The organism is Providencia sp. JUb39 (assembly GCF_012272845.1).
Classification (GTDB): Bacteria; Pseudomonadota; Gammaproteobacteria; order Enterobacterales; family Enterobacteriaceae; genus Providencia; species Providencia lanzhouensis.
The window spans coordinates 132,371-156,751 of sequence record NZ_JAAWXD020000002.1 but is presented as its reverse complement, the minus strand read 5'-3'; the positions used below and the strand labels follow the sequence as shown (position 1 = coordinate 156,751).

The window sequence follows — 24,381 nt, the reverse complement described above, 5'->3', positions numbered from 1 at the left end:
ATATTACAAACCAAAAGCTCGGTTCACTAGACGGACTTCGCCTAAGGGATGACCATAATAAAATTGCTCAGCCTGGCCTTTTCGGAGTGCTCGCATCGCCTCAATGCCCTTAATGGTGGCATGTGCCGTTTTGAGGGATTTAAATCCTAATGTGGGATTGACGATCCGCTTCAATTTTCCGTGATCACTTTCAATGACATTATTGCGATATTTTATCTGTCGGTGTTCAACGCCAGCTGGGCACTTCCCCTCTTTTTTCAGTAACATGATAGCGTGGCCATAGGAGGCTGCTTTATCGGTATTAATGACTTTGAGTGCACTGCCTTTTTTCATCTGGTTGAAGAGCTTACTTAAAAAACGGTAAGCCGCTTTCGTATTCCGACGCGGTAAGAGATAAAAATCCAGTGTATTCCCTTTACTGTCAACGGCGCGGTACAAATACGCCCATTTTCCATTGATTTTTATGTAAGTTTCATCAAGATGCCAGGTTCGGGCGCCGATTGAATTATGCCAATACCAACGAAGTTTTTTGTCCAATTGTGGCGCATAATGTTAAACCCAACGATAGAGTGTTGTGTGATCGACATTCACGCCACGCTTGGTCAGCATTTCCTAAAGCTCACCGTACTTGCAGTACCAACGTACCGCCCAGAGGATGATAATTCCGGTGAAATGACGACCTTTAAATGCATTCATGAGGCAAGCTTCCGTAGAGGGCCGGTTAACTTAGCATAATGACTCATTCAAACTTTGCAACAGTGCCTCCTAATGTGCCTGAAAAACCGGGCTTTGCAGCGCTAATCAAAGGGTTTTTAAACACCGATCCGTACCAATGCATTTTATGTGGCAACCGACTGCGGTTTATGAGTGCGGAAAAAGGCCTACACGCGGTGACTTTACTGTCAGAAAGGCGGGATAAAATGGACAAAAAACGATGGTTGCAAACCGCTGCCTAGGATCAGTGTGACTATTATTTCAGTTTTTGGTTAAAAATGATGCGATTACACGTTGGCATGGTTAGGTTTAAATACGATAGAGACCCTTTAGCAAACTCTGATACCGAAACATAGCGTTATTAACTCGTTAAACTGTCAATCGAATTAATGATATGACCACTCCCTCTTTCAACGTTCTATACTTAGAAAAACATCATCAGGGGAACTATCATGGAAAACATTACGCTTATTGGTCTCGATCTGGGTAAAAACTCTTTTCACATCCATGGCCAAAATAGCCATGGGAAAGCCATTTATCGTAAAAAATTTACGCGAGCTAAGTTGTTTCAGTTTCTGGCTAATTGTCCAGCAACAACCATCGTGATGGAAGCCTGTGGTGGTGCTCATTTCATGGTGCGGAAGCTCACTGAGCTAGGCCACTGTGCTAAATTAATCTCGCTTCAATTTGTTCGCCCATTTGTCAAATCGAACAAAAATGATTTTATTGATGCAGAAGCCATTTGCGAAGCTGCATCGAGGCCATCAATGCGATTTGTTAAACCCAGAACAGAATCTCAACAAGCCATGCATGCTTTGCACCGAGTGAGAGAGTCTTTAGTCAGAGATAGGGTCAAAACGACAAACCAGATGCACGCGTTTTTATTGGAGTTTGGCGTCAGTGCCCCAAAAGGCGCAGCGTTAATCAAGGGTTTAACCGAAATTTTAGAGACAAACGAATTTCCGCCTTACCTTGAAAGTTTGCTTCAAAAGCTCCGCGAGCACTATGATTATCTTCTTGAACAAATTAAAGATTTAGAGACTCAATTAAAGGCATCGTTGAACGAAGATTGCACTGGTCAACGCTTACTGTCTATTCCTTGTGTCGGCCCGTTGACGGCAAGCCTACTTTCCACTCATTTAGGTGATGGAAAACAATATGGGGACAGTAGAGAGTTTGCTGCATCAACAGGTTTGGTTCCTCGACAATATAGTACCGGAGGGCGAAACACGCTTTTAGGGATCAGTAAACGAGGCAATAAAAAACTCCGTGCATTATTAGTCCAATGTGCCCGAGTCTATCTGCGAACACTGGCTTATCGATCGGGTAAACTTGCAGATTGGGTCAAGCAATTACTACAGAGAAAAAACAATTTCGTGGTTACCTGCGCGTTGGCCAATAAGCTAGCCAGAATAGTCTGGGCACTTACAACGCGTCAGCAGTCCTTCGATTCAGAATCATCATGACGAAATAATAAAATATTAAACAATGGCTTATCCGATTTTGCGAAGACTGATTATGGATGATATTAACGGCTAACCGACCTAATGAAAAACCTGTGGTTAGGAATGGCAGTTAAATTGCCGCTCAATTTATAAGGTTCATCAGGCGCGGAACTCATCGAGGCGCGGGCATAAAAGCCCCTTAAGACGCCGGATAGATTTATGCAAGCTAACAATATTATTTAAATCAGTATTGCAAAAACGGGAGTGGTCATAGATTCCTAACCATCAAGGATAACTTTTTCCGACTGTTGGCATCGTTAAAGGGCCACTGCCTCCATTTATCTTAACCATGATAACGCATAATTGGTTAATTTTTCTTGTTAATGCATTTAAATTAATGAATAATCTAATAAAGCACGTCTTAAATAAAATTAATGCCTTTAAGTTTTGTTTAAATATAACAAAGTGAATTGAAATACAGAAAAAATCATAAACTTAAAGCATATCACTCTAAAGACTGCCATGTTAAAAATCTACTCAAATACTCTAGCAACTTAATGACAGGAACCGTATGGATAAGAGATCACAATATAAAATTCTAATGGATAAAGTACTAAAAGGAACCCACCACCTGCACGCGCGCGGAATTACATCAGAAAAACTGAACTTTAATATATATCAGCGTGAATTTATTGTTACCTCTATGACAAAAGATGCCTGTGAAGAAGTGATACGTACACTTGATTTTCATGAACGCTGTCAACAAGCAGGAATTGACGATGGACGGAGATATTGGTGCTTTAAACACAACGGAAAAATCATCGGATTAACAGGATATCACTATCGGATATGGGATCATCCAGATATTGTATGGGCAGCATGGTTTGTGGCAGATCCCAAAGTATCAGCCTTGTCCAAGCTCGGAATGATTTATAACAATATGTATATCTGCCTGACTCAAACGCGATTCCGAGATATGTATATTGAGTTACTTGGTGATGGCACTAATTCGAACATCTATAACATTTTTAAAGCGTTAGGATTGGAGGAAATCGCAACTTTTCGCCATTTCCACGGACAGAACAAGGATATGGTTGTTATGCGTATTAATTTAGCAGAACTACGTACTTTTAGTAAGGAAGAATATGATCTTGATACTATATGTTGAGGCTGGTACGGGCTCGTTTACACTAGCAAAAAATGTGCAATATGAATTGAATAAGTGTAATGTCAGAAGCCAACTATGTTCATTACATGAACTATTACCACCATTGCTTAATCGCCTTCTTTTCGGTCATTATAAAAATTGGTGCGTCAACAATAAACAATATTTTAGCTCTATTTATCAAACTCAATGGTTTTATCCCACCTTATATAAATTATTACCATTAATGATGCACAGGAAAAGAAGCAGATTAAATAAAGAAATTCTCTCATTATTCCATAATGTAGATGCAGTAATTGCTTGCAGCTTTTTTTGTGGTTGGTTTGCTTGTTATTGGCAGAAAAAAAGCTGCAGGCAATTCCCACTTTTTGGGGTTCTTGGGGATTACACGGTTTCTCCAGGATGGAAATTGCCAGTCGACAAATTATTTATCCCCTTTGATTTTCCTAGTCCCGTTTTTGATTATATTCGCCGATACGGTGGAAACATCACAGTGTCTGGTATCCCCGTTGACACGAATAAAATCAACAGAAGTAGAGTCAAAGGTAATGTACTACTATGTGGGGGAGGCTGGGGACTAAAAATTACTGAGGAAACTATAGCTACCCTATTAGAGCAAGAATCCCTTAAACGTTTAATTGTATTGTGTGGACAGAATGTGAACCTCTATAACGAGCTTTGCTCACAATTACATGAAAGTATCAGCTGCGGTAAGTTAGAAGTTCATGGCTTTATAAACGATATGGATACCATTTACAACCAAGTAGATATTGTTGTCACTAAAGCGGGAGGGATGACGCTAACTGAGGCTGCTCTCAATGAGAAGCCCATCATTATTTCTGGTTATTTACCCGGTCATGAACAGGAAAACATGAGAGTATTTGTTCAACAAGGTGCGGCTCTTTTCGCTGAAGATACACAGGCTCTTTGCCAAGCTATTAATACGCTTACACAAGATGATAACATCAAGAATTTATTAATAAAAAAAGCCTCATTCCTCGTCAATAGACAGGCAAGTAACCTACTATGCAACATAATAATAAAGGATATTCAAAATGTGGACGCGTAAATCAACTCATACTGACTACACTGATATACCTGTAGAATATCAGAACTTTATCAAAAAAAACCCTGTTTATACCCAACACCATGAAGAAAGTACCCTTAGAATCCAACAGGCTATCCTTAATTATCAGAAAACAGGTAAGATCAAAGAGAAAAATATCTGTAAGATCGTGCTTAAAATGACAAACACCTGTAACTTACGTTGTACTCACTGCTTTCAGTGGCGAGAAAATGGTGGCTTTCATCATGAACAGGATCCTACGGCAATTCCCTTCGATAAATGCAAATACTTATTTGATTTTGTCGCCAGGAATAAACCAGACATTATCCTGACTGGTGGTGAAGCAACCCTACACCGCGACTTTGATAAATTCGTAGAAACTTTTGCACAGATGGGCTGTTTTATACATATTTGCACCAATGGTCTGAGTATCCGTAAATATTACGATCTTTTCAAACGATGGCATAATCAATTGGCTTTCCTTATATCACTTGATGGAACTGGTGATATTCATGATAATATTCGAGGCAAAGGAACTTGGCGTAAGACGCTAGCAGCTATTGAACTATTAGCAGAGGGTAAACGCCACGGTATGAACTGGCTAATTGGCGTTGAAAATACCCTTATGGCAACTAATCTGGATAATGCACTTGAGCTAAAAGAGGTATGTGAAGATATCGGTGTTGACTGGATGATATATAACCATTTATGGGTTGTAGATCTTATGTCCCGCCACGAATACATCAAATTTTGCCAACAATGGAATATAACCCCGTCTTCTTTTACTGGATTTGACGCCGGTCCGTTTTCTGATGACTATATAAAGAAAGTTAACCAGACCATTCTTGCATTAAAACTCAGTAATAAACAAATCCCAGTCCTATTTGGTCCTGAATATTCACCACAAGAAGTGTTCCAATGGTACAAAACTAAAACCCCTGCGATGCCCTCTTACCTCAAAATGGGTTGCAAGCTGGATATCGATATTGGTGGTGAATTGGTAATGACCAAGCAATTTCCTGACTTAGGGTTTGGGAGCATACTAGAGAAACCAATTGAGAAAATATTAGCATCGGATAAATATCAAGAGGTAGCCCGTCAGTTAAGAAACACTTCATTGCGGATACTCAATGCCTGCCCTGATACGCATAACTTACGAGTATAATTAACATAATAATAGGGGTTCCACACCGGAATCCCTGATTTTTTGGCACTGTTGCAAATAAAATGGAGGGACTGAGTTTTTGGCTCACCCTTATATTACAAACCAAAAGCTCGGTTCACTAGACGCACTTCGCCTAAGGGATGACCATAATAAAATTGCTCGCTTGGCCTTTTCGGAGTGCTCGCATCGCTTCAATGCCCTTAATGGTGGCATGTGCCGTTTTGAGGGATTTAAATCCTAAGGTGGGATTGATGATCCGCTTCAATTTTCCATGATCACTTTCAATGACATTATTGCGATATTTTATCTGCCGGTGTTCAACGCCAGCTACTGACCGGTCACGGAGCGACTATCGATACCACGACAGCTGCTGGCAAGCTTGTTTTTGGGATCTTTGCCGCACTGGCTGAGTTTGAACATAAGCACGCCGTTGGCGTGAGCATCGCGGCAAAGCCGCTCTATTTCTAGGCAACTCCCGTCTCGTCTTTTATACTCTGCTCTATGTATATTCCCAGACCCGCTAAACTGCTATTTCAATACGATGACGGATGGGATCGCTTCATCGATAACAACCCCGTCGATGAATGGCAACTCCTCTGTGTCGAAAAGATGCTCGCTATGGGCGTTCGACGTTATTGCTGCTCTTCTCCTGATTGCTCCCATTCACGCTTCTTTTGCCAAACCTGTAAATCTAAAGCCTGCAGTGCCTGTGGTCTCAAAGGTACCAAACAATGGATCGCCCAACAGCGCCATATTTTGCCGGATTGCGAATGGCAACATATCACCCTCACTATGCCCCACCTGCTTTGGTCTTTCTTCAACAATAATTGGCCCTTGCTCAACCAACTCTTTCGCTGCGCCACTCGTGCTATGCTCAAACACGCCAAGCGCCTAGGGCTCGAAATTGGCATTTTTTGTGCGCTACATACTTATGGTCGCCAACTTAATCAACATCCGCATATTCATTTGTCAGTGACCCGAGGCGGTCTCACCAAATACGACACCTGGAAGCCCATTTTCTTTAAAAAGAAAGACGTCGAAAAAGTCTGGCGTAGTGCCGTCATTCGCCTCCTGCGTGACAGCTATTTCCAGTTACTACCGAATAAATTGCCTGGCTTCGGGCATATTCGCGATTATCCGACCTGGTGTCGTTACCTCAATGCCCAGTTCCAACGCTATTGGAAGCTGCATTTTGCTAAAAAGACCCGAGGCGCGTGGCACAACGTCAAATATCTTGGACGTTACTTAAAACGACCTCCTATCTCGGCTTCTCAATTGAAACATTACAGTGGGGGTACCGTGGTTCATCATTATTATGACCACCACAGCCAACAATATCGACGACAGACCCTATCCCAAGAAGAAATGATACGACGTTATGTCAGTCATATCCCAGCGCGGCATTTTAAGATGATCCGTTATTACGGTTTTTTAGCCAATCGAAAACGTGGACGCTTGTTACCTAAAGTGTATGACGCGTTGGACATGATACATCCTAACGTGCCTGAAAAACCGGGCTTTGCAGCGCTTATCAAAGGGTTTTTAAACACCGATCCGTACCAATGCATTTTATGTGGGAACCGACTGCGGTTTATGAGTGCAGAAAAAGGCCTACACGCGGTGACTTTACTGTCAGAAAGGCGGGATAAAATGGCGAAAAAGCGATGGTTACAAACGGCAATCTAGGGTCAGTGTACCTGTTATAAGGCTTTTAGATGATAATTTAAGCGAATGACTGCTCTCATGGTTAATCAACGAAAAAACAGTCAGAATTTAATAGAAATATAGCGCTCAAAACTCGCGATTAATGCGTCACTGCATTGATTGAGATTCCTAACCATCAAGCTCACTACTTAACAATGCATGGTGGATAGCAAGGACATTCGCATCTGTATACTGATACTCAATATGAGTCGTTCTAATGGCCTGCTCACTGACCTCGTCATAAGTGAACTTTTGACCATCCAATTCATAGTTAAACGTCCCCTTTCCACCTAATCCTTCAATTTTCCAACCTTTTTTAAATGAGTTCGTTGATAACTTAGTTTGAAGTGCCTGCTTATCAAACCATGCTAGCTTCACATTTGTAGAACCATCGTCGCAATATAATTTCATACACCCTCACGTATAACTCAGATTGAGTATTTAGTTTGTGTTTTTTCTTTATCAAAGTGAGTAGTTTTTATCTGAAACTCATTTTGAGTATTTATCAACTTTAGCACTCAAAAAAATCAAATCAACATTAAAATGAAATTAACAAGCATTGTATTTGGTATTGATTTAATATTAAAATAACATGAAATTAATTATTTGACTTTATTTTCAATACTTCTATTATTAAATATGAGATCAATATTAAAGTGGATGCATTATGATATTAACAATTGCGAATACAAAGGGCGGGGTAGGTAAATCAACACTGGCTGTCAATATTGCCATAGCCAGAGCTAGGCAAGGTAAAAAGGTCTGGCTTGTTGATGGAGATAAACAAGGTTCATCCCAAACAGCGATTTTGGTTAGATCTGAAGATGGGATAGAGCCTGGTATAGCTTGTTCACATTACCCTGAAGGTCCAGTACTAAGAAGCCAAGTTCAGCTACAAAAAGATAATTATGATGATGTCATCATTGAGTGTGGAGGGCGAGACTCAACAGCAATGAGAGCCGCATTAACAATTACAGACATTTTAATTGTTCCTTCAGCACCAGGTAGTTTTGAAGCATGGGCTATGGATGCAAATGTGGCCTTAATAAGAGAAGCAAGAAGTATCAGGGATAATTTGATTTGCTACTCATTACTAAACAAAGGCGATACGCACGCTCGTTCGACAGATAATATTGAAATGATAGAAATGATGAAAGACTACCAAGATGACATTCCTGTTCTTGATACTGTAATTTATCAAAGAAAAGCATTTGCGAATGCAGCAGGAAGCGGTAGAACGGTTGACGAATTAAAATTAAAGGGCAGAGATAAGATAGCGGTAACAGAGCTAGACAATCTTATGTCAATATTATACAAACATTAAAAAACACCCATGATAATATTATAATAATATTAAATTAATGAGGCAAGTTATGACATCTAAGTTTAGAAAAAAACCTACGAGCAATGTAGCAACAAGTTTAAATGATGAGGCAGCAACAAGTTTTATTAATGCTGCACCAGATGGAAAAGCAAAGGAAAAAAAGGGAGTTGTTAAAGGCAAAAAACATCAGATAACAATAACGATGGCCCCAGAACTCATAGAACAAATTGATGCTGTCGCCGCAGAAAATGGTCAGTCTAGAGCAGCATGGATCAATATGTCATGCATAAATGCCTTAAATTATGGCCTACAAATTCAAGGTAAAAAAACAGTAAATTAATATCAATATAATATTAATTTACTATCAAATTTAAATTGATTTTCTTTAAGAAGGCTGCATAACGTTGTCTATAGTATCATTTTGGAATTCAGTTAATATCAATAGAACAAGCATCCGCTTGATATTGATGTGTTTAATGAATTAGAAAGCATATCATCATTAGATTTTAATTTTGATTTCCCCTCTGATCCATATTTTGGGCCAATTACTACAGCAAAAATTATTCTTTGTTATGCAAATCCAAGTGACGATAGATACAGATTCGCGCTTTACAATAACCAATTCTGAGCATATCGAAACACTAAGAAGACAACTAGGAGGAAGACAGGATTATCCATATCAGTTAGATGGATGGACTAATTGGTTTAAATCACGGGCTAACACGTTATTTAATGGAAATCGTGTAGTAGCAAGTAAAAATATTTCAGTGTTAAATTTAATTCCTTATGTATCACAAGATATGACGAAGGTAGGAAAGATAGCTAATTGCTTACCTAGTGTCTGGCAATCTCAAAAATATCTAAGAGAAACACTTATTCCAAAAGCTGAAGAAGGGAAAATTTTATTAATAATGTGTCGCGCAGCTTCCCTATGGGGCTTACGGACATCAGTAGGTAGTAAAAATATACTGATCAACCCAACGCGATCAGGTTTTAGTTCTGATATAAAATTAGTGGCCGAAAGTTAGATTAAAAGAAACATATTTTAGAAAAACATTTGCTACCTGCGGTGGACGCTAAAGCTCTATAAACGTATCGCTTTATTCAGGCATACTTGCCCACTATAATCCTCAATGCACATTCCCTACCACGTAACACATCTTATCCAGATTAATGATAACTGGAACTAATCACTTGATAAATTTGTTTTTATGGATTTCAAACTCAAGGGAACAACACATAAAGTAATATTATTTTAATGTTATTTATAGTTAATTTAATATTAAGTTGATATTATTTAAATATTAAAAAGCAGTGGTAACTAAAGATATTATGGAAAATAAAAAAGTAAGATATGAGTAAGAGGTCTTATACTGAAACCTCAGGAATATACAGCATTATGGATTAGATTTTTTTGTATTGGATTTAGTATATTTCGTACCAAATGGTCATTGCTTTCCTGCTCAGTTAACGACAGTTTTACGAACAAAACGATCTAACTACCAAAATTAATGATTTTGAAAGTTTCGGCTGTTCCAATGTAGAACCTCATTAAACTTTCATCGAGCGAATAGCTCACACCTAACCTCTCATTAAAGTATAACTATATTGTAGGTATGACCTAATGCTCTAGTCTCGTATCATTTAAATTATGCTTGTCATTTAAATGATACCTTATCTATAAGATCACAAGATGAGAGTTTTTATATTAACGCTCATTCGACGAAAAGTAGACAGCATTACCCTCTCTTTTACCAACAGCAATGACCAACAAAATAACTTTCTCATCTATCACTTCATAAACTAAGCGGTAACCTAATGATCGTAGCTTTATTTTATAACGATTATGTTTACCACTCAGTTGAGCTGATGACACAAAAGGATTTTCAAGACGTTCTGCTAATTTCTTTTTAAATTGATTTCTAATGGGGGGAGCCAGTTTTTGCCACTCTTTTAACGCCCGTTTATCAAACTCAAGCTTATAAGTCATCGATACTCACGCTCACTGCATCAAGTGATTCTAATCGTTCATCTGCAATTTTATTGAGTTCAGCATCTTCAGCTAACTCCATAAACCATGCGAATAGTTCAGGGGGTACACAATAAAATGCAGGTTCATTTCTATTGAGAATAGCAACCGGGTTCCCTTCACCTCCGGCAATAGTACCCATTGGATTTTTCTTCAAGTCGGTAATGCTCGCTGCAGTATCACTCAAAATTTGATAAGTCATTTTTTATATCCTAAGTAATAATTCCAGTCTCATCATAACACCTTTAAAAGTACTTTTAAAAGCATCTTTATTTTAAGGTGGAAACTTTAATCTAAAATGCAGCTTGTCTGCATAGCGAATCGAAGTTTTAACCGCGGTAGCGAATAAGACATAAGACCAAGAATTTTTCTTTTATCAAAAAGAAATAGTTCAATAAAGGTATACCTTAACTTCACTAAGTAAACTCTAGTGTAGTAAGTATGAAAAACAGATGTATAATGCACTGATATAACAACACCAATGTATAGTGCACCGATGAATACAAATACACGAATTTATGGGTATCTTCGCGCATCAACGCATGAGCAAGATGCGTCTAGAGCAAAAAAAGAACTATTGAGGTTTGTGGAGGGAATGGGGCTGCAAATTGCCTGCTGGTTTGAGGAGAATGAGTCGGGCGCTCAACTTCACCGACCAGAACTCTTCCGCTTGCTCAATGTGGTCATGCCAGGTGATATTATATTAGTTGAACAAGTGGATAGAATTAGCCGCTTGAATACGGATGACTGGGAAAAATTAAAATATATCATTGGACATAAAGGGCTAAAGATTGTGTCTTTAGATCTTCCAACCAGTTATCAATTTATGAGTAGCACTGATGCGTTTACAGAACGAATGCTCACGGCTCTTAACGGTATGATGTTAGACATGCTGGCTGCGGTTGCGAGAAAGGATTATGAAGATAGACGTCGTCGCCAAGCCCAAGGAGTACAAAAAACCAAACAAGAAGGAAAATATAAAGGTCGCCCGAACAATAAAATATTACACAAAAAAATTGAAGGGTTGCTGATGGAGGGGAAAAGCTATAGTCAGATAGAAAACCTGATAGGTTGTTCAAGACATACGATTTCAAAGGTATCAAAATCGATTAAAGCAGCGAAATAAATGACCTATCCATAGTTATGATATCAATGTGTTATGAGCAAAATTTGGACTTTTCGATGATTTGGGGATCTGATGTTAACTCCTATTCGTTCTAGGGGTTTGGGGAGCAATGGAACAGTAAACGCCGTTAATAGGCTATTTTAAATGGCTATTAGGGAGTGTTAGAAATTCTGTGTCATTCCGGTAAACTACCTCAAAAAGGAATGACTGATGACACAACCTTTCGATTTTGATAAAGCCCTAAAAGCACTTCAAGAGGGGCAGGCTTTAACTGGTAAAGACGGTATCCTGACCCCATTGATTAAACAGCTAACTGAAGCCGCATTATCCGCTGAATTAGATTCTCATTTGCTCAATGACATTGAAGCTAATCGTCGAAATGGAGCTACCAAAAAGACGATTAAAACCCCAACAGGTAACTTTGAGCTAGCAACTCCACGCGATCGCAATGGCTCTTTCGAACCGCAATTGGTGAAAAAACACCAAACAACGCTATCTAATGAGATTGAACACAAGATCACACGTCTTTTTGCCCTTGGTATGAGCTACACGGATATTAGCCGAGAAATTGAAGATTTGTATGCATTCAGCGTATCAGCTGCCACGATTAGCGCGGTGACTGATAAAGTTATCCCTGAACTTAAGCAGTGGCAACAGAGACCACTAGAGGCGCTTTATCCCTTTATCTGGCTGGATGCCATTCACTACAAAGTGAAAGAAGACGGGCGCTATGTGAGCAAAGCAGTTTACACTGTTCTCGCCCTCAATTTAGAGGGCAAAAAAGACGTACTTGGTCTGTATCTCTCTGAAAGTGAAGGTGCTAATTTTGGGCTTAGTGTGCTGACTGACCTGCAAAATCGGGGGCTAAAAGATATTCTGATTGCCTGCGTTGATGGGCTGACAGGCTTCCCTGATGCAATTAACAGTATCTATCCTCAAACGGAAGTTCAGTTGTGCGTCATTCACCAAATCCGCAACTCAATCAAATATGTAGCCTCAAAACACAATAAAGCGTTTATGGCAGACCTTAAGCCTGTTTATCGAGCCGTCTCAAAGGAAGCGGCAGAAACCGCATTGGATGAGTTGGATACTAAATGGGGGCAGCAATATCCTGTCGTTATCCAAAGCTGGCGCCGGAAATGGGACAATTTATCCGCTTACTTCCGTTACCCCGAGAGCATCCGCAAGGTTATTTACACAACAAATGCTATCGAATCTGTACACCGTCAGTTCCGTAAGCTGACGAAAACCAAAGGGGCATTCCCCAACGAAAATAGTCTATTAAAATTGCTGTATCTTGGATTACTTAATGCACAGGAGAAGTGGACGATGCCAATCCAAAATTGGAATCTAGCTCTATCCCAGTTATCGATATATTTTGAAGGGCGTCTCGATAATGTGATAACGTTGTAATTATTAAATTAACGTGACACAGAATTCTGAACGCCCTCGGCTATTATTTTATTTATCAATAAATTATATATCCTTATTGAAAGCTCTCAGTTCCCCCTTGCTGACAGATTCTGGTACCGTAAAGGAATAGCGACCCTGCATATTGATATGACCACACTGTAGTGGGGAAAGTTTTTCAACATCTTCATCCTGAACCGGATAGCCTTCACGCTTGAGCTGTTGGATTGCGGCATCCATATAAATCGTGTTCCATAACACAATGATATTGAGCACTAGGCCTAATGCTCTTAGCTGATCTTCCTGTCCCTCACGGTAAGCCTGTCTCAGTTCTCCTCGTTTACCATGAAAAACATTCCTAGCCACCGCATGTCGTCCCTCTCCACGGTTTAGTTGTTGCAATGTTCTTCGCCGTTTGTTTTCATCATCGAGGTAAGTCAGCATATGGATGGTTTTATCCGCGCGGCCAATTTCGGCTATAGCCTGCGCCAGACTGGTTGGCCTATCACCCGTTTGTAATGTTTTCATTATGGACATAACGTTCAGTCACCCAAGCTTGAGGGAGGCTATCAGGCGCAGGATATCATCCCAGTGAGGCTCTGTTTTTTTCCCAAAATTAAGGCGATGTGAAGATATTGCATTAAACGGGCCATAATTCGCTTTAGGATCTGTCCGCCAAAATCTAGCGCCTCTCGTATCTGCAATCCTTGGGCTAAAACGGTATCCCAATAGGCGAAAAAGCCCAAAGATAACATCACTATATGCGCCAGTATCGGTCATTATTCGGTATGGCATCTGATCTGTTTGTTGCTCAAGAACGACGGCTAGAATGACTAAACTGTCTCTGAGAGTCCCAGGAACAACGATATCGTTTATCCCGGAATACTGATCTGAAATCAGGTTATACCATGTGACTCCACGCCCTTCTTTGAAGTATTTAGGATTGGGGCCTGCATGTACTGTACGAACAGGAACAACAAATCTCATACCATCAGCTGAGGCTACCTCGCCACCACCCCAGACATTTGCCAAAGGGATCCCTTTTTGTTCTGCTACCAGAACAGCATTGGCTGCCTGGATGGTTTCATCCCTGATATAATTACTGTCTGTCCAGGTCAGGCGATCACGCTTTAGTGCTGCGACATCGTTACGTATATAGGGCTCAGGCCCGGTATTACAGGCTTCGGCCATTAATAGGGCACAGATAGATCTGATACACGAGAGCTTTGTTCTGATGAATGAGTAAAGGCTCCGGTAAAATGTGTCTGAGCATCGATTTCCAATATCAGTTCAGGCAAATCAACACGCGGCAGCATATCAGCCACCTTTTGTCTCAGAGCAACCAGTGATGGGGTTTCTTCAATGGCATCCAAAGGACTCAGGATCAGCTCAGTTTTATCGCCGTTTTCTACAAACCTCACTACCGGGTTTTCCGGTAATCGGTTCAACACATCACGATAAGTTGATTCCAGTTCTGCTGTAATAGCGGACAGAGTAGCCCCTGGAGTTGATGATAACCCCAGAGAACGACAGATTATAGGACGCAGTGCTTCCCACTCCTTACCTTCAATAAGCCCTGTCCGTGGATCTGCATAACGCCAACTGGGCGAGACATAAATAGTAAGCTGAAGCTCCTTGATGGTTAGGAAATTCGATTAACAGTTTAATGAGTTAATAACGATATGTTTCGGTATCAAAGTCTGCTAAAGAGTCTCTATCGTATTTAAACTTAACGATGCTAACGCGTAATCGCACTATTTTTAACCAAAAACTGAAATAATAGGCACACAGCTCTTAGGCCGCGGTTTGTAACCATCGATTTTTAGCCATTTTATCCCGCCTTTCTGACAGTAAAGTCACCGCGTGTAGACCTTTTTCCGCACTCATAAATCGCAGTCGGTTGCCACATAAAATGCATTGGTACGGATCGGTGTTTAAAAAACCTTTGATTAGTGTTGCAAAGCCCGGTTTTTCAGGCACGTTAGGATGTATCATGTCCAACGCGTAATACACTTTAGGTAACAAGCATCCACGTTTTCGATTGGCTAAAAAACCGTAATAACGGATCATCTTAAAATGCCGCGCTGGGATATGACTGACATAACGTCGTATCATTTCTTCTTGGGATAAGGTTTGTCGTCGGTATTGTTGGCTATGGTGGTCATAATAATGATGAACCACGGTGCCCTCACTGTAATGTTTCAATTGAGAAGCCGAGATAGGAGGTCGTTTTAAGTAACGCCCAAGATATTTGACGTTGTGCCACGCGCCTCGGGTCTTTTTAGCAAAATGCAGTTTCCAATAGCGCTGGAACTGGGCATTGAGGTAACGACACCAGGTCGGATAATCACGAATATGCCCAAAGCCGGGTAATGTGTTGGGCAGTAATTGAAAATAGCTGTCTCGAAGGAGTCGAACGACGGCACTGCGCCAGACCTTTTCGACGTCTTTCTTTTTAAAGAAAATGGGCTTCCAGGTGTCGTATTTGGTGAGACCGCCTCGGGTCACTGACAAATGAATATGCGGATGTTGATTGAGTTGGCGACCGTAGGTGTGGAGGGCGCAAAAGATACCGATTTCGAGCCCAAGGCGTCTGGCGTGTTTGAGCATAGCACGCGTTGCACAGCGAAAGAGTCGGTTGAGCAAGGGTCAGTTATTGTTGAAGAAAGGTCAAAGCAGGTGAGGCATGGTGAGAGTGATATGTTGCCATTCGCAATCCGGCAAGATATGACGCTGTTGGGCGATCCATTGTTCGGTACCTTTGGAGACCACAGGCACTGCAGGCTTTAGATTTACAGGTTTGGCAAAAGAAGCGTGAATGGGTGCATTCAGGAGAAGAACAGCAATAACGGCGAACGCCCATAGCGCAGGTGCTACAAGCGAGCATCTTTTCGACACAGAGGAGTTGCCATTCATCGACGTGATTATTTTCGATGAAGCGATCCCATCCGTCATCGTATTGAAATAGCAGTTTAGCGGGGCTGGGAATATACATAGCGCAGAGTATAAAAGACGAGACGGGAGTTGCCTAGAAATAGAGCGGCTTTGCCGCGATGCTCACGCCAACGGCGTGCTTATGTTCAACCTGAAAGAGATAGAAATGCATTGGCGTGATGTGCTGCGTCTGGCCACCTCAATAAAGCAGGGAACAGTGACAGCATCCCTAATGCTGAAAAAGTTTGCTAGCTATCCCAAACAGAACGGGCTGGCTAAAGCACTGAGAGAAATTGACCGCATTGAGCGAACCCTGTTTATGCTCGATTGGTTCCGCGATCCTGCACTGCGGCCATATCCCTGTGGAATACGGTGTATATGGAAAGGGCTGTCTATGCCCTAAAACGTAAGGGGATGAAGATCAACGAGCAACTGTTGTCACACTTGTCGCCGTTAGGATGGGCACACATAAATCTGACTGGTGATTATATCTGGAAAAGCAATAGGATACCGGCTTCCTGTAAATTTCGGAGGTTGAGACCTGCGAAAGTCGAAAGGTCAAAAAATAGCTTTAACGTACAATAATTTTCGATATCCAAACTGACCCCTATATGAACGCCCTTTCCTGTACTAGCTCAGATAACGGAAAAATCTGGGGTTCCGGCGTAGAACCCCATGAGGGATGATTAATTAATTTTTTTTGATAAAAAACAGGCGGGAATATTTCCTCACCCTATCGCTGCTTTTTTCTCAGAATAAAACACTAACATTCAGGTTATTTATCTTTTATTTAGTGAATTTATTGGTGTTTACCTCGCTTTAATTTGTTATTTTTATCGTGTCGATAGATTATTTTGATTTTTAATTTAGTTTACAAATCAATTATCAATTATTATTAATCAATTAAGGTTATTCCGAATTAATGTGACGGGGAGAGTAAGGTTGTTACTTTCCTTTTACGTGTAATTTGATGAGGTGTGAATAAAAAACAAATATTTTATGTTTTTTTTCTTCAATAATAAGTGTGCCTTTGTTTTTTTATGCTAATTATTTTTATTTTTACGGAATTAAGAACTATTTACCAGTGAAATAATTCGTTTTTTATTGTCGTATTGCGGTGTTTGTTTCGTTAATTCTTGTTATTGTTGGTTTTGTTAATGTATTGGATTGACATAAAGACACGAAAAAATAACATTTTTATACTAATTACACTTATTCTGGATAACCGTTTTAACGGGTTATTTACCGAGTAAAAAAACTTGCCGAGACTTAGAAAAGAAAAAAGACGTTGAGTTAGTCATTGACAGACAAATAACGAGGTCTTAAGAGATGATTAACATCGATGGCAAGGGCTTTAATAGGGTATTTATCAATAGGATAACGCTAAGATGACAATTGAACAAAACACAATGATATCAGCGGACAAGAGGATGAGTGAGCAAGAAATACGTCGCCGATTTGGGTGTTACCTCCGTTACGTTCGGGAACAAAAACGCTTAACAGGCACTGAACTTGGCACGCGATTAAATTTGAGCCAGCAACAAGTGTCTCGGTATGAGCAAGGATTAACCACTGTGAATTTGCTGATGATGCGCAAAATGGTTCACGCTTTAGACCTCCAGTGGGATGAACTTATCCACCAAGTCATTTATGCCGAATCCCCCTCGTGGTTATCTTGGTAAGAAACGTCGAGACAAAATACGGGGACTTTAACGGGGCTAAAACCAGGCGAGTGATCTTTAACTGCCTCCATCACTGGCGTCAATATATGTATCAGCATGCGTAGATGCGCATAAGCATAAACAGTACGGTGGGTTTCGTAAGTTGATATGGTGAGAAGCCCATTTGTCAATCAATAATACTTTATTTTTAGTCTCTGCACTAAGAGGAACACATGTTAAGAATTTTTTTTTCCGCAATCATTGCATTGTCGGTGATGCCTGCCTGTGCGGGACCCGATATCAATGTGGGGGAATTACACGAATATATCCAGCCCACACAAAATACCTTGGCGAAAAGAATTAATAATTCTGGGGATGCCACCGCTTTTGTTCGTGTATCGGTGGAGGAAATGGTCTTTTCCGGGAAGACGTATTCTGAAAAAAAACAGGATTTCGATGCATTGATTAACGGTATTGGGACGGGATTGATCTCCAGTCCAGCTCGGTTAATTATCCCCGTAAAAAGCATGCAGGTCAATCGGTTAGTCGTTATTGGGGACCGTAGTCAAGAACGCTATTATCGTGTTCGTTATATTCCGGTTATCCCGGATGATTCTCAGGAGTTTGGCCTGAATAAAGAGGAATCGGAGAAATATAATAATGACATTAATGCGGGGCTCACGGTACTCACCGGATTTGGCACGGTAGTGACCGTGCTTCCTTCAGCTGCCCATTTTGATACAAAAATAAGCAACACGAACGGGCGTTTGCACATTCGTAATCAAGGTAATGCCAGTATTGTCATCCGTTCATTGACGGAATGTGATAAGGATTTAGTAAACTGCAGTAGCGTAACTCACCATCAGTTACGTCCGGGGATGGACCTGGAAAGGCCCGTTAGTTCGGGCAAAGTATGGCAGTACACTTTACGCGAGGGTACGAAAGAAACACACCTGACATCAGGTAATACTAACTTATAGTTCTTAGGAGAATTAACATGACAGTAAAAATGATTAGCGTCGCCGCTATGATGATGGTCTCGTCTTTTGCATCTCAAGCCGCACAGGTTCAGTTCACCGTCGAAGCCAATGTTCCCGATGATAGTTTCTACGTGCGTGGCACAGGGTGGGAATCAGCCACTCAGCGAATGTCATGGAACGAAGCGGCATTGTCTTTAACGCCAATCGAGCGTGATTTGAAAATGAAAAACTCAAGTGGGTCGATTAAAGCCTATTTACAAGAGGCCGCAATGTTGTCTTCCGGGACTAACGCAGATCCCATCCCGTTAACGATCAAAGTATTTAATCAAACGTTGCCTGTTGGCGCAGCGGGAGCGGTTGAAGTGCTTTCAGCGGCGGATGGGAGAACCGAAAAAAACCGAGTAATGAGCGTCTCTCAGACAGCCGCATATACAGCCGCTAACCGTCCGGTGGGGGGGCAATATCGCGGCGCTATCACCATGATGTTTGATAGCGTACCGGCTACTACCGCTCAGTGATTCTTAACAATAAAAATTAAGTCTCATCGGGCTCGGATGAAATCAATGATTAAGATAGCAAAACACCTGTTTTGCTATCTATTTTAGACGGAGGGAATTGTGAATAATTTGGGTTCATTGGCTCTCCCATTGGCTCTATTCTATTTAATTGATAGCGTACATGCGCAAGCCATGGATCAAGTGACATCACTTGCTCATCAGATCCAAATGATGCCATCCGATTTTAGAGCACATTTTTTTAATTCACCCATTTCCGCGCGCGTGATTCTGGATGATAAGTATTTGGGCGATGCTACGCTCGTATTAAGTGAAGATGATCGGGTACAACTGTTGCAGTTTACGGATATAAGTGACAGTGAATGGACAGAGGCCGAGCGTCAAAGTTGGTTAACGCTTTTATCTCAGCCCGTGCCATTGGGCCAATGCGAACGTGAATGCCCTGCTGATTTAGCCGCTGTCGATTATAATCTTGCGAATGCCCAACTCACGCTGATTACGAGACGAGGTTCTACCGGGGTGAGTGAGTCATTATGGCATCAGTTACCTGAAAAAGGCAGTTCGGGCGTACTGTTATCCAATCAACTCAACATTTCCGGGGGGCAGCAGCAATCTGCTGCAATCAATTTGCTCGGTGGATTGGTGGGGGCCATCAAGAACTGGAGTGCCATTGGGCAATATTCATTAGAGCGCCGTGTGGCTGACGATGAAAAAACACAGTTCATCATGAATGCACTTTACTTGATGTGTGAAAGTCAGAACGTGTTTTATCGGGGTGGGATATTTACCCCGGATAGCCAGGGGGTTTTACGCCAGCCGTATACCCGAAACAGTGGTGTCCCTAGGCTCGGTGGGCTAATGATGGGGACAAGTGATACGTTAATGAAAGACGGAAATGCGCCAGCCCTTTACCCCATTTGGGTGACGGCGAACCGAGAGGGCGTTGCTGAAATTTACCGTAATGGGGTCTTAATTCATTCTCAACCCGTGAAGCCAGGCTTACAGGCATTAGACACAGGCCCGTTACCGGGGGGGATTTATGATGTTGAAGTGGTTATCAAAGAAGATGGGAAGGAGACGAGCCGGAGTAATGAGACGGTTAACAAACCATCCGGCTGGAATAATCCCAATCAACTCGTGCGTTACAATGTCTTTATTGGTCAGCAGTTAGCGTTAATGAACTCTCACAATGATGAACAAGAAAAACGGATAGCGCTGGGTAGCAGTCTGAACTACTTAATCCACCCTAAATTAATGATAGGGGCGGCCATTCAGCATATAGGGAAAGAAACACAACTGGGGGTTTCATTCGACTGGCAACCCAACCCGCAGGTAAAGCTCTATAGCAACCCATGGTACAGCAATGTTACGGGGTATGGTTTAGATTCTCAGGCGATGTGGTCACATGAACAAGGGTCGCTTTCATTCAACCATAGCCGAAGCTGGTATCGACCGAAAGATAGAGAGGGGCTGAACAGATATGACTCACGCCCACAGACAGAGCACAGCTCGTCTCTATCGGGCAATTATCGCTTGAACCACAGCAACAGTGTGAATGTCCGTTTGACTCATCGCAGCACGGAGACGGGTATTGGCATTGATGCGGGATACAGTACTCGCGTCATGTTGGGGGGAGCCCCCGTGAATTTACAGTTGGCGGGATTTGATCGACCTTATCATCAGAATGTGCGTAATCGAGGAGTGGCATTGACCGCGAACTTTGCACTTGGTAGCGAGGGGCGTAGTGCCAGTGCAAGCATAGGGAGCCGTATGGATGCTCAAGGCGGACGTGACCTGTATGCCTCCGCGACCTTAAATCAGGATTGGGAAAACCGGACGATGAAACACAGCAGTATGACGGTCACTGGTGATCGTCACGGTGTAGGATTAAGCACTTACAATCAGTTTAATGCGCCGCTGCTGAGTGGGAGTTTTTGGGGGCAACGCGCCAGTATGGGGCATCAATTGAGTGGTGGATTGAGCGTGGGCAGTACGTTAGCGTTGGGACAAGGAAAAGCCGCTCTGACCAGTAATGAGCTGGATCATCAAGGCGGGGGGATGATAGTGGATGTCGAGTCCGATGATCCTGCGGTCGATTTGGTGGCTTACCATCAGTCGGGGACAATCCCATTAAAAGCCGGCCGTAATTTTATTCCGGTTTCAGCCTGGAAGCCAGGGACGCTTCAAATTGATTTTAATGGGGAAGAGGCGCCATCATTGAACGTTTTTCCTCAGTATCTTGATTATCATCATGTTAGTGGTGGCGTCAGTAGTCATGAATTACGTGTCATGAAGATAGTGACCGTCATGGGCCGCTTGGTGGATAAGCAAGGTAACCCTCTGGCCGGCGCGAAGGTCATTAATCACGCCGGACGAACGATCACGGCATCGGATGGCATGTTTACGCTAGATCTTCATGAAACGAACCCGGTGGTCAATATTGAACACGCATCGGGCGTGCAGTGTGAAATCCATATGCGTCCCGATATACAAAAACGTGATGAGATCATTTTTGCGGGTAACGTAACCTGTGAAGGCACCCAGTTGGCAGACAAGCACGATGATACGGGGATCCCGCTTGCGTTTGTTGGCACATAAGTAAGAGCCCCTCCGGTGTTAGCACCGGACATTGTGTCATGAATATCACTTGATTTCGGATGTGAGTTAGGGGGTTGGGGTATCAAGATAACCCGGGAGTGATAACGATTGAGATTATCTCAAACCGACCCAGATTGGGCGATCGCGTATCAGTGGCTTTGTCGACAGCGGAGACACGCGCCGGCAAATGCGGATATCTGGGATTTACGTTGGCGGGGTGAACGAGAACGCGAACGTCTTTATCAATGTGTGATTGCTGGGGAATACCGTCTTTCTCCCATGTTAGTGGTGGGCCTGGAAAGGCAACGGAATGCGATGTGGTCAGCGCGGGATGCGTTAGTGCTTAAATGGGTGAGCTTGCGTATTCAATCTGAACTGCCTCTGCACGATAGGTGCTTTCATGTCCGAGGTAAAGGAGTTAGAACGAGCTTGTCTCAAGTTGCGATGGCGTTACAGACCGAGCAGTTCCAGTTTGTTCATCGAACGGATATTCGTGGCTACTACGGGCATATTCGTAAAGTGCAGGTTATGCAGCTGATAAGACGTTATGTGATGGAACCCGTCTGCGTTAATTTGATACACCAATACGTTGATTATTGTGTTGAAGAGGGGGGAGAAATTGTGACGCCGAGGCAGGGCATTGCGCGCGGTTGTGCGTTGAGCCCCCTCATTGGTGCCAGTTTATTATACTCTGTTGATAATTATTATGGCTCATTAAATTCGAAGGATGTATTTTATGCGCGTTATATGGATGACTTTCTGTTACTTACACGTACCCGGTGGCAACTGCGAAGGGGTATTGGTCAATTGGCGGATTTTTTCAACCTTAGTGGGTTTGAGCGACACCCGGATAAAACGCAAACAGGACGAATTGAAAAAGGGTTTGATTGGTTGGGGATATGGTTTGGGGCTGAGGGGCCCACCGTTTCGTCGAGAGCATTAAATAACCATCGAGAGCGTAGGGTGCGGCTTTTTGAGCAAGCGCGAAATAGTGGTCTGTCGAAAAGAGAGGCTGAGTATCGCGTGCAGGCGTATGCGGCGAGATGGAAGCGATGGGCTGATGGAATGCTGTTGTCAGCCCGTATTGATAGGGGGGATACCAAAGCAATGGGAAGCGACACCATTGTCGTGAACTCATCCTCACCAAATTTTGACCAAAAGATAAAAAACTATGCGAAGAATGTTAATCTCCACAATCCTCTTATTATTCGGAACTCACTACTCTCTGGCCGACTCGCACCACGATGTAGATAGCCCTCTGACCCTCCGTATTGGATCAAACGGAACGACGGTTAACTTAAAATCTTATAAACAAACATGCCTGTCTGGTCCCGGCCTATGTGTCGAACCAAGGGTCTGGATCACCGATACGGACGGTCGAATCGGGGATTATACTATGGAAATAGATGGCAGATGGAAACCTGTGAACACGTCTCCTCCGGATATTCCCATCTCTCATGCCATAAGTCGATTTCTAGGCGGGGGGCTTGAATACCGTGTCAAAGGGATGTCCTTAACGGGGATCATCAAAGCTCCTGTCGCCCTCTCTTTATCTTTTAAGGGATTAACCGGTGATTGTACTAGACCGGCTGGTTCTATAGAATGGGGGCCATGGAAGAAAGACGGACCCGGCTGGCCTTCAAAAGATTTTCATATCGGCTTTATGGTAAAGGATAAAATAAATTCGTGTGTTTTCTCTGCGCCCTCTTTTGTACGGGCTACGGGATATGATGCACCCTATTACACGAATTTTGGGGTACGCAGCCTACTACTTGAATTTCGTTATAAAAAACCAAACAAATTTGATCTTCGCGAATTACCTCGTACCACGGGAACTGGCCGTGGCACAATTAAAATTGACTTGGGACCAGTCGCTAAAGGCGGAATTATCGGAATTCGCAACAAAGACAATCAGCAATTGGTCATATCAACTGAGTCCTCTTACATAAACTTCCCAATATCTGAGGTCCGGGACGATGTCTTAATCACGACTAAACCCGGGAAGATCACGCTGACAACGAATAATTGGGGGCCTAACCCCAAGGCAGTTGCACCGACTCATCTGTGGAGCACTGGGAATCATGTTCTTCGCTACTGGTCTGCATACCCTGTATCAATTAAATTTAATACGTCAAACAATGAATTAGGGGCATGCTCTTTCCGTGAAGATAGTTGGACCTTCCGTGAAAGTGAAGCATATTGGCTAACCTTAACTTATACAATCAACGGAACCAAATACAATATACCCTGTGCCCTAAGTAGACATCCCACCAAAAGCGTTATTCCTCTCGCCCCCGATGGTTGGGTGGAGGGGCGGATCTCGGTAAGTGCCTCCCATGCATGCCTCGGACGCGGATGCCGCCCGGTAGGGTTCAGTCGGATATCTAATCAACTAACATTAATCCTCGAGCCGGAAATGTAAACGAGGGGGAGATCGGGGGGATAATCATCCGTAAGGGCCAATCAAGGATGAACCTGTTAGGCTACAATAACGCCACATTATATATGAAAGTCTGGACTTCGGTTGACAATTAGTTTTTTCTAA

At 42.3% G+C, this 24,381-nt stretch carries 18 protein-coding genes and 8 pseudogenes; 19 read left to right on the top strand and 7 right to left on the bottom strand.

Translation table 11 applies throughout. The features are described from left to right. Window positions 1-3: 3 nt before the first annotated feature. Window positions 4-696 (bottom strand): annotated as a pseudogene (locus HFU86_RS19560) (IS6 family transposase). A gap of 65 nt (window positions 697-761) precedes the next feature. Between HFU86_RS19560 and HFU86_RS19555 the strand changes: the two are divergent. The 5 genes and pseudogenes from HFU86_RS19555 to HFU86_RS19535 all read left to right on the top strand — a co-directional run. After that, window positions 762-956 (top strand): annotated as a pseudogene (locus HFU86_RS19555) (IS91 family transposase); the annotation flags it as partial. A gap of 210 nt (window positions 957-1,166) precedes the next feature. Next, window positions 1,167-2,180 carry an IS110 family transposase gene (locus tag HFU86_RS19550; RefSeq protein ID WP_132497296.1) on the top strand — a complete coding sequence of 338 codons (1,014 nt, stop codon included), beginning with the start codon at window positions 1,167-1,169 and terminating at the stop codon, window positions 2,178-2,180. A 550-nt stretch (window positions 2,181-2,730) separates the two neighbouring features. Then, window positions 2,731-3,327 (top strand): hypothetical protein, encoded by a 597-nt coding sequence (locus HFU86_RS19545; RefSeq protein WP_132497297.1) that lies wholly within the window; start codon window positions 2,731-2,733, stop codon window positions 3,325-3,327. Beyond that, window positions 3,305-4,393: a glycosyltransferase gene (locus HFU86_RS19540; protein WP_132497298.1), complete on the top strand. Its 1,089-nt coding sequence runs from the start codon at window positions 3,305-3,307 to the stop codon at window positions 4,391-4,393. The genes HFU86_RS19545 and HFU86_RS19540 overlap by 23 nt, the downstream gene beginning before the upstream one ends. After that, window positions 4,380-5,555 (top strand): radical SAM protein, encoded by a 1,176-nt coding sequence (locus tag HFU86_RS19535; RefSeq protein WP_132497299.1) that lies wholly within the window; start codon window positions 4,380-4,382, stop codon window positions 5,553-5,555. Before HFU86_RS19540 ends, HFU86_RS19535 begins: the two co-directional genes overlap by 14 nt. 95 nt (window positions 5,556-5,650) lie before the next feature. Here HFU86_RS19535 and HFU86_RS19530 read toward each other — a convergent pair. Beyond that, a pseudogene (locus tag HFU86_RS19530) lies at window positions 5,651-5,877 on the bottom strand (DDE-type integrase/transposase/recombinase); the annotation flags it as partial. A 5-nt stretch (window positions 5,878-5,882) separates the two neighbouring features. On the opposite strand from HFU86_RS19530, the pseudogene HFU86_RS20360 reads away from it, so the two are divergent. Together HFU86_RS20360 and HFU86_RS19525 are read left to right on the top strand one after the other, a co-directional pair. Then, window positions 5,883-5,978: pseudogene (locus HFU86_RS20360) on the top strand (recombinase family protein); the annotation flags it as partial. 78 nt (window positions 5,979-6,056) lie between these two features. Beyond that, window positions 6,057-7,241 (top strand): IS91 family transposase, encoded by a 1,185-nt coding sequence (locus tag HFU86_RS19525; RefSeq protein ID WP_187129941.1) that lies wholly within the window; start codon window positions 6,057-6,059, stop codon window positions 7,239-7,241. A 156-nt stretch (window positions 7,242-7,397) separates the two neighbouring features. Here HFU86_RS19525 and parM read toward each other — a convergent pair. Next, window positions 7,398-7,670: pseudogene (gene parM, locus HFU86_RS19520) on the bottom strand (plasmid segregation protein ParM domain-containing protein); the annotation flags it as partial. 256 nt (window positions 7,671-7,926) lie between these two features. On the opposite strand from parM, the gene HFU86_RS19515 reads away from it, so the two are divergent. The 3 genes from HFU86_RS19515 (at window position 7,927) to HFU86_RS19505 (ending at window position 9,611) form a co-directional block, all read left to right on the top strand. Next, window positions 7,927-8,583: an AAA family ATPase gene (locus HFU86_RS19515; protein WP_132497353.1), complete on the top strand. Its 657-nt coding sequence runs from the start codon at window positions 7,927-7,929 to the stop codon at window positions 8,581-8,583. A 49-nt stretch (window positions 8,584-8,632) separates the two neighbouring features. After that, complete coding sequence (locus HFU86_RS19510) at window positions 8,633-8,923, top strand: CopG family transcriptional regulator (RefSeq protein ID WP_207910795.1); 291 nt, start codon at window positions 8,633-8,635, stop codon at window positions 8,921-8,923. A 196-nt stretch (window positions 8,924-9,119) separates the two neighbouring features. Beyond that, on the top strand, window positions 9,120-9,611 hold the full coding sequence (locus HFU86_RS19505; protein WP_187129940.1) for a hypothetical protein: 492 nt from the start codon (window positions 9,120-9,122) through the stop codon (window positions 9,609-9,611). 680 nt (window positions 9,612-10,291) lie between these two features. Here HFU86_RS19505 and HFU86_RS19500 read toward each other — a convergent pair. After that, window positions 10,292-10,573 (bottom strand): type II toxin-antitoxin system RelE family toxin, encoded by a 282-nt coding sequence (locus HFU86_RS19500; protein WP_132497352.1) that lies wholly within the window; start codon window positions 10,571-10,573, stop codon window positions 10,292-10,294. After that, the gene (locus HFU86_RS19495) at window positions 10,563-10,814 is read right to left on the bottom strand and encodes a type II toxin-antitoxin system Phd/YefM family antitoxin (RefSeq protein WP_132497351.1); all 252 of its coding nucleotides are present in this window, start codon (window positions 10,812-10,814) and stop codon (window positions 10,563-10,565) included. Before HFU86_RS19495 ends, HFU86_RS19500 begins: the two co-directional genes overlap by 11 nt. Before the next feature lie 294 nt (window positions 10,815-11,108). Here HFU86_RS19495 and HFU86_RS19490 point away from each other — a divergent pair, with 294 nt between their 5' ends. Both HFU86_RS19490 and HFU86_RS19485 read left to right on the top strand, forming a co-directional pair. Further along, window positions 11,109-11,738, top strand: a complete 630-nt coding sequence (locus HFU86_RS19490) for a recombinase family protein (protein WP_165906981.1) — start codon at window positions 11,109-11,111, stop codon at window positions 11,736-11,738. Window positions 11,739-11,948: 210 nt separating this feature from the next. Next, on the top strand, window positions 11,949-13,151 hold the full coding sequence (locus HFU86_RS19485; protein ID WP_187129896.1) for an IS256 family transposase: 1,203 nt from the start codon (window positions 11,949-11,951) through the stop codon (window positions 13,149-13,151). Between the two features lie 63 nt (window positions 13,152-13,214). Here the strand turns inward: HFU86_RS19485 and HFU86_RS19480 are convergent. Continuing rightward, window positions 13,215-14,767 (bottom strand): annotated as a pseudogene (locus HFU86_RS19480) (Tn3 family transposase); the annotation flags it as partial. Window positions 14,768-14,942: 175 nt separating this feature from the next. Then, window positions 14,943-16,143 (bottom strand): annotated as a pseudogene (locus HFU86_RS19475) (IS91 family transposase). A gap of 87 nt (window positions 16,144-16,230) precedes the next feature. On the opposite strand from HFU86_RS19475, the pseudogene HFU86_RS19470 reads away from it, so the two are divergent. From HFU86_RS19470 to HFU86_RS20260, 7 genes and pseudogenes are all read left to right on the top strand, one after another. Next, window positions 16,231-16,667 (top strand): annotated as a pseudogene (locus HFU86_RS19470) (Tn3 family transposase); the annotation flags it as partial. An 803-nt stretch (window positions 16,668-17,470) separates the two neighbouring features. Further along, complete coding sequence (locus HFU86_RS19465) at window positions 17,471-17,764, top strand: helix-turn-helix domain-containing protein (RefSeq protein WP_132497325.1); 294 nt, start codon at window positions 17,471-17,473, stop codon at window positions 17,762-17,764. A 212-nt stretch (window positions 17,765-17,976) separates the two neighbouring features. Next, window positions 17,977-18,723, top strand: a complete 747-nt coding sequence (locus HFU86_RS19460; protein ID WP_132497324.1) for a hypothetical protein — start codon at window positions 17,977-17,979, stop codon at window positions 18,721-18,723. A 17-nt stretch (window positions 18,724-18,740) separates the two neighbouring features. After that, the gene (locus HFU86_RS19455) at window positions 18,741-19,241 is read left to right on the top strand and encodes a CS1 type fimbrial major subunit (RefSeq protein ID WP_132497323.1); all 501 of its coding nucleotides are present in this window, start codon (window positions 18,741-18,743) and stop codon (window positions 19,239-19,241) included. A 99-nt stretch (window positions 19,242-19,340) separates the two neighbouring features. Next, window positions 19,341-21,836 (top strand): CS1-pili formation C-terminal domain-containing protein, encoded by a 2,496-nt coding sequence (locus tag HFU86_RS19450; protein ID WP_243699027.1) that lies wholly within the window; start codon window positions 19,341-19,343, stop codon window positions 21,834-21,836. 108 nt (window positions 21,837-21,944) lie between these two features. Further along, window positions 21,945-23,090, top strand: coding sequence for a reverse transcriptase domain-containing protein (locus HFU86_RS19445; protein WP_243699026.1), 1,146 nt, complete (start codon window positions 21,945-21,947; stop codon window positions 23,088-23,090). A 142-nt stretch (window positions 23,091-23,232) separates the two neighbouring features. Continuing rightward, the gene (locus HFU86_RS20260) at window positions 23,233-24,258 is read left to right on the top strand and encodes a hypothetical protein (RefSeq protein WP_187129939.1); all 1,026 of its coding nucleotides are present in this window, start codon (window positions 23,233-23,235) and stop codon (window positions 24,256-24,258) included. Window positions 24,259-24,381: the final 123 nt, after the last annotated feature.

Coding starts and splice junctions, on each gene's coding strand:
- HFU86_RS19550 (WP_132497296.1), top strand. CDS start 1,167: ATGGAAAACATTACGCTTATTGGTCTCGATCTGGGTAAAAACTCTTTT.
- HFU86_RS19545 (WP_132497297.1), top strand. CDS start 2,731: ATGGATAAGAGATCACAATATAAAATTCTAATGGATAAAGTACTAAAA.
- HFU86_RS19540 (WP_132497298.1), top strand. CDS start 3,305: ATGATCTTGATACTATATGTTGAGGCTGGTACGGGCTCGTTTACACTA.
- HFU86_RS19535 (WP_132497299.1), top strand. CDS start 4,380: ATGTGGACGCGTAAATCAACTCATACTGACTACACTGATATACCTGTA.
- HFU86_RS19525 (WP_187129941.1), top strand. CDS start 6,057: ATGTATATTCCCAGACCCGCTAAACTGCTATTTCAATACGATGACGGA.
- HFU86_RS19515 (WP_132497353.1), top strand. CDS start 7,927: ATGATATTAACAATTGCGAATACAAAGGGCGGGGTAGGTAAATCAACA.
- HFU86_RS19510 (WP_207910795.1), top strand. CDS start 8,633: ATGACATCTAAGTTTAGAAAAAAACCTACGAGCAATGTAGCAACAAGT.
- HFU86_RS19500 (WP_132497352.1), bottom strand. CDS start 10,573: ATGACTTATAAGCTTGAGTTTGATAAACGGGCGTTAAAAGAGTGGCAA.
- HFU86_RS19495 (WP_132497351.1), bottom strand. CDS start 10,814: ATGACTTATCAAATTTTGAGTGATACTGCAGCGAGCATTACCGACTTG.
- HFU86_RS19490 (WP_165906981.1), top strand. CDS start 11,109: ATGAATACAAATACACGAATTTATGGGTATCTTCGCGCATCAACGCAT.
- HFU86_RS19485 (WP_187129896.1), top strand. CDS start 11,949: ATGACACAACCTTTCGATTTTGATAAAGCCCTAAAAGCACTTCAAGAG.
- HFU86_RS19465 (WP_132497325.1), top strand. CDS start 17,471: ATGACAATTGAACAAAACACAATGATATCAGCGGACAAGAGGATGAGT.
- HFU86_RS19460 (WP_132497324.1), top strand. CDS start 17,977: ATGTTAAGAATTTTTTTTTCCGCAATCATTGCATTGTCGGTGATGCCT.
- HFU86_RS19455 (WP_132497323.1), top strand. CDS start 18,741: ATGACAGTAAAAATGATTAGCGTCGCCGCTATGATGATGGTCTCGTCT.
- HFU86_RS20260 (WP_187129939.1), top strand. CDS start 23,233: ATGGAAATAGATGGCAGATGGAAACCTGTGAACACGTCTCCTCCGGAT.